The organism is Phormidium sp. CCY1219 (assembly GCF_055795085.1).
This window is the reverse complement of sequence record NZ_JAYFEQ010000884.1, coordinates 1-6,918: the sequence shown is the minus strand read 5'-3', so window position 1 is coordinate 6,918 and position 6,918 is coordinate 1. Positions and strand designations below refer to the sequence as shown.

At 50.9% G+C, this 6,918-nt stretch carries 5 protein-coding genes; 2 read left to right on the top strand and 3 right to left on the bottom strand.

All coding sequences use genetic code 11. The annotated features are described in order from the left end of the window. Window positions 1-126: 126 nt before the first annotated feature. From AC0QH1_RS29085 to bchD, 3 genes are all read right to left on the bottom strand, one after another. Window positions 127-1,200 (bottom strand): alpha/beta hydrolase family protein, encoded by a 1,074-nt coding sequence (locus tag AC0QH1_RS29085; RefSeq protein ID WP_324634937.1) that lies wholly within the window; start codon window positions 1,198-1,200, stop codon window positions 127-129. Between the two features lie 4 nt (window positions 1,201-1,204). Next, entirely contained in the window at window positions 1,205-2,221 is a 1,017-nt protein-coding gene (locus tag AC0QH1_RS29080) for an alpha/beta hydrolase family protein (protein WP_324634936.1), read from the bottom strand. A gap of 263 nt (window positions 2,222-2,484) precedes the next feature. Next, the gene (gene bchD / locus AC0QH1_RS29075; RefSeq protein ID WP_324634934.1) at window positions 2,485-4,548 is read right to left on the bottom strand and encodes a magnesium chelatase ATPase subunit D; all 2,064 of its coding nucleotides are present in this window, start codon (window positions 4,546-4,548) and stop codon (window positions 2,485-2,487) included. 245 nt (window positions 4,549-4,793) lie between these two features. Here bchD and AC0QH1_RS29070 point away from each other — a divergent pair, with 245 nt between their 5' ends. Further along, window positions 4,794-5,858: an AI-2E family transporter gene (locus tag AC0QH1_RS29070; protein ID WP_324634933.1), complete on the top strand. Its 1,065-nt coding sequence runs from the start codon at window positions 4,794-4,796 to the stop codon at window positions 5,856-5,858. Window positions 5,859-5,955: 97 nt separating this feature from the next. Next, window positions 5,956-6,774 carry a Nif3-like dinuclear metal center hexameric protein gene (locus AC0QH1_RS29065; RefSeq protein ID WP_324634932.1) on the top strand — a complete coding sequence of 273 codons (819 nt, stop codon included), beginning with the start codon at window positions 5,956-5,958 and terminating at the stop codon, window positions 6,772-6,774. The last annotated feature ends 144 nt before the right edge of the window (window positions 6,775-6,918 follow it).

The following is a 6,918-nucleotide window of genomic DNA, read 5'->3' as shown; positions in this document are numbered from 1 at the left end:
CTATCGCCCGGGGAGAGACCCCGAAATCTTGTCCGATCCTGCTGTAGTTTCCGGAGAGGATGTTTTACCCGGTTTTGCGCTTAATTTAGAATCGATTTGGTAAACAAAGAAACCAGGTAGAAGCGGCTAAAAGTCTCTCTCAAACCGGGGAATAGAGTTCTCGTTTTCCGCCCCTGGGGGGAAAGAGGGCACATCCTGGTAGAGAAGCGTTACATTTTCGTCCAAAGTATCTCCCTGAAACTGTAAATATTCCAATGCTGCTGGATCGTGAAGGGCATAGGCGCGCAAAAACATTGCACTCCACCGGGCGATGGTTTCGATCGCCACTGCTTGGGGTAACGTGGGGGGATTTTTTTCTAAAGGAGACCCCGCCGGATTATCCACATCGGTAATCCCGTAATGATTTGCCCCGATTACGGTGATGAATGCTTTAGGGGGGGTTTGAATATTGTCGTAGGTAATTTTAATCGAGTCGGCGCGCACCAAACTATCGCGATTGCCGGCAATTAAAGCGATGGGAATTGTGGCATTTTCGATAGTGAGATATTCCCCATCTTCCCACAAGTCTGCGCCAAAGAAAACTCCGCCTAACAGTTCTGGGGGGCGGCGATAGTCTCCTTCGCAAAAGGGCATGTCGCAGGCTTCTCGAATGGCATCCATGCCCATAAATCCGCCATGCGAATGACCGATGACCACCATTTTTCTACTGTCTATTGTAGCATAAAGTGGAGAATTGTCGCGGTTATTTTCCCGTTTCATTTGCTGTAAAACCTCTGGAACTTGTCCCACTTGGGCAAACAGTTCGAGTTTTCCCCTCACTGCGGTGACGTGATTGGGGACAACGACGATAAATCCGTAACGGGCAAGCTGGGTGGCGTAGGCGGAATAGTAGGTTTTATGCACGTTATAGCCTTGTAAGATTAAGGCGATGGGAAGGCGATCGCCGCTGGTAATTTCGGATAAATCGGGATAGTAAATATCGGCGCGATCGCCATTGGCTTCGATGAGGGTTTGGTAGCGTTTTATCTCCCTGAAAAACGGCGCAGCTATATTGCCATTTTCTGAGGGAACAGGGGATTTGCGCGGGACCTGGGGGAGGATTGATTGGGCAACAATTTTCCCGGCTTGCGGAAGGGAGGAAAGGGCAATAACCACCAGGAAAGTCACTAAAGCAGTTGCAATGATTTGTTGCAGTTTCATGGAGTTAGGGTTGGCTAATTACCGTGACATTTTCATCTAAAGCGTCTCCGGTTTGATAGATATATTCCTTGGCGGTGGTATCGTCAAAGGCATAGGTTCGCAAAAATAGGGCACTCCAGCGGGAGAGGGTGGCGATCGCAATATCTTGGGGTAACAGTGGCGGATTTTTTTCCAGGGGAGAACCGGGGGGATTGTCGCCATTGGTAATCGCGTAATGATTAGCCCCTAAAAGGGTAAGATAAGCTTTGGGTGAAGTTTGGATATGTTCGTAAGTTTGTTGAATAGAATCTGCGGGAATCAAGCTATCTTCAGAGCCAGACATCAGGGCGATCGCAATTCCATCATTTTCGATTTTAATATACTCTCCGTCCCACAAATCCGCGCCAAAAAATACTCCTGCCAGCAATTCTTTTGGGCGCTGATAGTCTCCTTCGCAAAAGGGCATATCGCAGGCTTCGCGAATCGCATCCATGCCGATAAATCCTCCTTGCGAATGGCCGATTAATACTAATTTATCGGCATTTATGATATCATAAAAGGGGAGATTTTGCGCATTATTTTGCGATTTTACGTAGCTTAAAACGGCGGGCACTTCTCCTACTTGCGCGAAAAGTTCTTGCCGTCCTCGCACGGTGGTAAAATGATTGGGAACGACCACAATAAAGCCATAGCGAGCGACTTGGGTGGCAAATTGGGAATAATGGGATTTATCCACATTCAAGCCTTGCAGAAGCAGTGCCACGGGAAAGGAAGGCGAATTGGGGGAATTTTCCGACACCTGTGGGTAATAGATATTTGCCACATCTCCATTGGCGGGAATGGTGGTGCGAAAGGTAGAAATTTGGCGGAATAACGGTTCGGAAATGGGGCGCGGTTCGGGTTGCGGGGGCGACTGAGACATGGGGATTTGCACTGAGGTTTCGGTGGAGGTGGAGGGGGGAAGCTGTTGCGGAATACAGGCAAAAAGTAGGGTAGCAAAAAAAGCGATCGCTAGGGTAAAAAAGAAGCTTTTCCGTTTCATTAGGGACAGAATATTCCGAGGGGAAATTTGTCAGAAATATTGGCAATTATTTGGTCTAATTGGGGGAGGCGGAGCCTCGGGGGAGGCGTTCCCAGGCAAGAGCCTGGGAACGAGTTAAATATTGGCAATTATTTGGTCTACTGGGGGGAGGCGTTCCCAGCAGATGCTGGGAACGAGTTAAAGGAGTTACGATTAGTCCGCGTAGGCGGACTTTGCTTGCCAAGCTGCGACTTCCAGTCGCCACGTTCCAAGGGAGAATGTGTCTAGCGAGATTTCATTTGGGCGATCGCGCCGCGAGCCATATCGGCGATCGCGCGTTCGTTGGCTTTTGGCAAACTATAATAAGAGCCGCCTGCAGTTTTCGCCAATTCCTTGCCAAATCCGGTAGAAACGAATTTATTTTCCGTATCAATGACTAACAACTGCATTCCTGCGGCGCGAATTTTGCCGGCAATATCTAACAATTCGGCTTTAATATCGGGCTTTTCCCCCTCAATTGTCGGTTCGCCCAAAGAACGAGCCAAGGGAATATTTCCGCGCCCATCGGTAATCGCCACAATTACCACTTCGCCGATATCCCCAGACTGCTGAGCGTTTAAGCCCACGCGCACTGCGGTAGTTAACCCATGTGCTAAGGGAGAACCGCCGCCACAGGGCAACCGTTCCAACCGACGGCGGGCGGTGGTAATCGATCGCGTGGGAGGTAATAGCACATCCGCCTTTTCCCCGCGAAACGGAATCAGAGACACTTGGTCTCGGTTTTGATAAGCTTCTGTGAGCAGTTGTAACACGGCACCTTTTGCCGATTGCATCCGGTTGAGGGCCATTGACCCCGATGCATCGACCAGAAATACCACCAAAGCACCGGCTTTGCGGGCTAAGCGCTTCGATCGTAAATCTCCTTGTTCTACAATCACCCGCCGATTTGGTTGGCGATCGCGTCGGGCTTTTTGATAAGGTGCTGCTGCCCGCAACGTAGCATCTACCGCAACGCGCAGCACTTTGCCTCGGGGCAAAATCGGCTTAATATACCGTCCGCGATCGTCGGAAAAGATAATCGAACGACTGCCGGAAGTACCGCGCTTTTGTGCCATTTGAGCAAAATAAAGCACATTCGGGTCGAGAATCACCCCTTCTGGATCGAAAACGAACTCTTCCGGAATGCTTTGCGGTTCGTCGGGTTGTTCGGGTTGCTCTTCTTCTTGGTCCTCTTCTTTATCCTCTTGCGACTCATCTTGTTCGTCTTCGGATTGGTCTTCCGGGGAAGGCGGGGGTGGTGGGGGTGGCGGGGGTGGTTGTTCTTCCGGTGGCGTCTGCACGATAGTCGATCGCGGCACGATAACCAATTCTACCGCCCGCCGCAGGTCATCGGCATTCACCGTATTTCGCCCATCCAGGGCGGCGGAGGCTTTTGCCACGCGCAAGGCAAACAGTTCCGCCCGATGGCCTTGTACGCCCCCGCGAATCGCTTCATCCACTAAATAGGCGATTTGATCCGGTTGTATGGTCACATCTTTGAGCCATTCCCGGGCTAAGATAATCTGAGTTTTCAGGTTATCCAGGTCTTCGGCATATTGCTCGAGGAATTTCTGGGGCGACACGGAATAGGAGAGAGCTTGGTCTACTGCTTGTACCCGCTGGTCTAACCCTAATACGCCATCCGCCGAGAGGGTAATGGCGATGCGATCGAGCAGGTGTTCGCGCAAGGCCCCTTCTTCTGGGTTATAGGTGGCGATAAATAGGGGTTTACAAGGATGCTGAAAGCTGATGCCTTCCCGTTCGATTTGGTTGCGCCCTTCGGTGAGTACCGTGAGCAGCAGGTTGGCGATTTGGTCGTCGAGGAGGTTGAGTTCGTCCACGTAGAGTACGCCTCGGTGTGCTTGGGCGAGCAATCCGGGCTGAAATACGGTTTCGCCGCGTTTCACCGACTGTTCCACATCCACGGACCCCAGGAGGCGATCTTCGGTGACGCCCAGGGGAATTTGCACGAAGGGTGCGGGAATGACTTCTGTGGGAACGTCGGTTTCTGGGGTGACGCCGTTTTGTCCGTGGCTCGGGTATAATTCGCGGGTGAAATCGTCCCAGCGATCGCTTTGGGTGGGATCGCTGTTGGAAATCGAGTCTTTGACTACTTCAATCGGGGGCAGCAGGGAGTGGATGGCACGCGCCATGACCGATTTGGCAGTACCGCGACGACCGGCGATCGCCACTCCTCCCAATCCCGGATCCACCGCTGCCAACAACAGGGCGATTTTTATCGCCTCCTGACCGACTACCGCCGTCAGGGGAAATGCAGTCATTGTAGATGTACTACTAGGCGCAGGCATGAGTTGAATCTCTGTCAGTGCAGTATTTCAGCATATCAAATTCACGAGTCCCTGTGGGAAAATTGATGCTTCGCCAGTGTCGGGAAAACGGCTAAGCAGGGGCGGCGGCGAGGCGGAACCTCGGATCTACCTTTCCCGCTTGGGGGGGAACCCGTCAAGGAGGGGGCTGTTTTTCGGGTGTGGGGAGGTTTGACCAGTGCTATAGTTCTAGAATAAAGACTGAGAAAGCGGAGTCTAGAAAGGCCGTGAAATTTGGGCATTGGCTGAGCTTAATTGCTATTATTATTTCCCTCTATATTTTATGGGAAATTCGACAACTGTTATTGCTGATTTTTGTCGCAATTGTTTTTTCCACCGCCCTCAACACGTTAGCCCGATTGCTGCAAAATCGGTTCCGCCTAAACCGCCATTTGGCAATTTTTATTACCATCAGCCTCACCGTGTTGTTTATTGTCTTATTTATTTGGTTGGTGGTTCCTCCTTTTATCGCCGAATTTCAAAAACTCATCGAACTGATACCGGAGGTTTTTTTGCGGGTGAGAACCGGGCTGCGAAATATCGAGAATCAATTGCCGTTATGGTTGCCGCAACCGCCGTCGCTGGCAGATTTTATCAAACAATTGCAGCCGTTAGTCCTCCAGTCGGTTACGAATTTTGTGGATTTCTTCTCGAACTCATTTCGCACGGTGTTGCAGATTTTATTCGTCTCGGTTTTGACGCTGATGCTGCTGGCGAATCCGTTAGAATATCGCAAGGGCGCGTTACGACTGATTCCGGCATTTTATCGCCGCCGTGCCGATCGCATTTTATCGGACTGTGAAATCGCTCTGGGAAACTGGCTGGCTGGGGTTTCGATTAATTGCCTGTTTATCGGCAGTTTAAGTGGAATTGGCTTGTGGATATTGCAGGTGGATTTGGTTCTGGTTCACGCTTTGATGGCGGGGTTGCTGAATTTTATTCCCAATATTGGACCGACGATGAGCGTGGTTTTTCCCCTGATGGTGTCTTTGCTCGATGCACCTTGGAAGGCATTGGCGGTGTTGATTTGGTATGGCATTATTCAGCAAATTGAAAGTTACTGGCTGACGCCAATTGTGATGGCAAAGCAAGTGTCTTTGCTGCCTGCTATTACTCTGATTGCCCAATTGTTTTTTGCCAGTACATTTGGACTGTTGGGGTTGGTTTTGGCGCTTCCCCTGACGGTGGTGGTTCAGGTTTGGCTGCAGCAGCTCTATTTTAAGGATATTATGGACAACTGGGGCGAGTCAGAGTCTTCTGAGGCGATCGCATCTTCTCGTCAAATCAGTTAAAGTGGAAAAACCATGCAACGCGCCGCCAACATTTTTACCGTGAGGGAAAATGCGCTAGGGTAAAAAATAAGCACAGTTCAATTGAAACGCGAAACGAATGAAAATTTCCGAGTTAATTCAATGGTTTGAAGGCTGGGCCCATCCAGAGTGGCAGGAAAAATGGGATAATTGCGGTTGGCAAATCGAACCGGGGGTGTTGGACAAATCGGCACGGGTGTTGGTGTGTTTGACGCCTACATTGGCGGTGATGAAAGAAGCGATCGCCTTGGGAGAAGCCGGTACCCCCGTCAACCTGATTTTTGCCCATCATCCCCTGATTTTTGGCGGAATCAATTCCATCTGTAGCGGCGATCCGGTGGGCGAAATGGCAAAACTTGCTTTTGCTCATCAAATCGGCGTTTACAGTGCCCACACGAATTTCGACCAAGTGAATCACGGAACGGCTGACGTCCTCGCCCAGTTACTCGACTTAAAGCAAGTCGCTCCGATTGTGCCTACGCAACCGGGCTTGGGTTATGGCAGAGTGGGCCAATTACAGCCGACTTTGACTCTGGAAGCATTATTGCGTCTGATAAAAGGCAAGTTAGATCCGCCTGATTTGCTCGTCTCTCCAATGGCAAACCCGCAGCAGCATATCACCCGGGTGGCGGTTTTAGGCGGTTCGGGAGCCAGTTTTATCGATGCGGTGGTGGATTCTGGCGCTCAGGCTTATCTGACTTCCGATTGCAAGTTCCATCAGTTTCAGTCCGCCCGCGATCGCGGCTTAATCCTCATCGATGCCGGCCATTATGCCACAGAACGCCCCTCCTGCGATCGCCTGGTGGAAAAATTCGCCAGCTTCGGCATCGAATGGGTGCAGCTCAGTCGCCAAGATGAAGATTTCCGTCAGTTCTTTCGCCCTAATATCGGGGATTAGGGGTGACTGGTCATTGGTCGTTGGTCGTTGGTCATTGGATGAATCGCCACAGAATTAAGCGGAACCTGGGGGCCGGCTTGTGGCGGCGATCGGTTGACAAAAAAAGGGCGATCGGTTACAATTAAACCGATGGGGCAGGCAGGA

Bases quoted from the DNA above. Each gene is read 5' to 3' on its own strand.
- AC0QH1_RS29085 (WP_324634937.1), bottom strand. From the start codon at position 1,200: ATGAAACTGCAACAAATCATTGCAACTGCTTTAGTGACTTTCCTGGTG.
- AC0QH1_RS29080 (WP_324634936.1), bottom strand. From the start codon at position 2,221: ATGAAACGGAAAAGCTTCTTTTTTACCCTAGCGATCGCTTTTTTTGCT.
- bchD (WP_324634934.1), bottom strand. From the start codon at position 4,548: ATGCCTGCGCCTAGTAGTACATCTACAATGACTGCATTTCCCCTGACG.
- AC0QH1_RS29065 (WP_324634932.1), top strand. From the start codon at position 5,956: ATGAAAATTTCCGAGTTAATTCAATGGTTTGAAGGCTGGGCCCATCCA.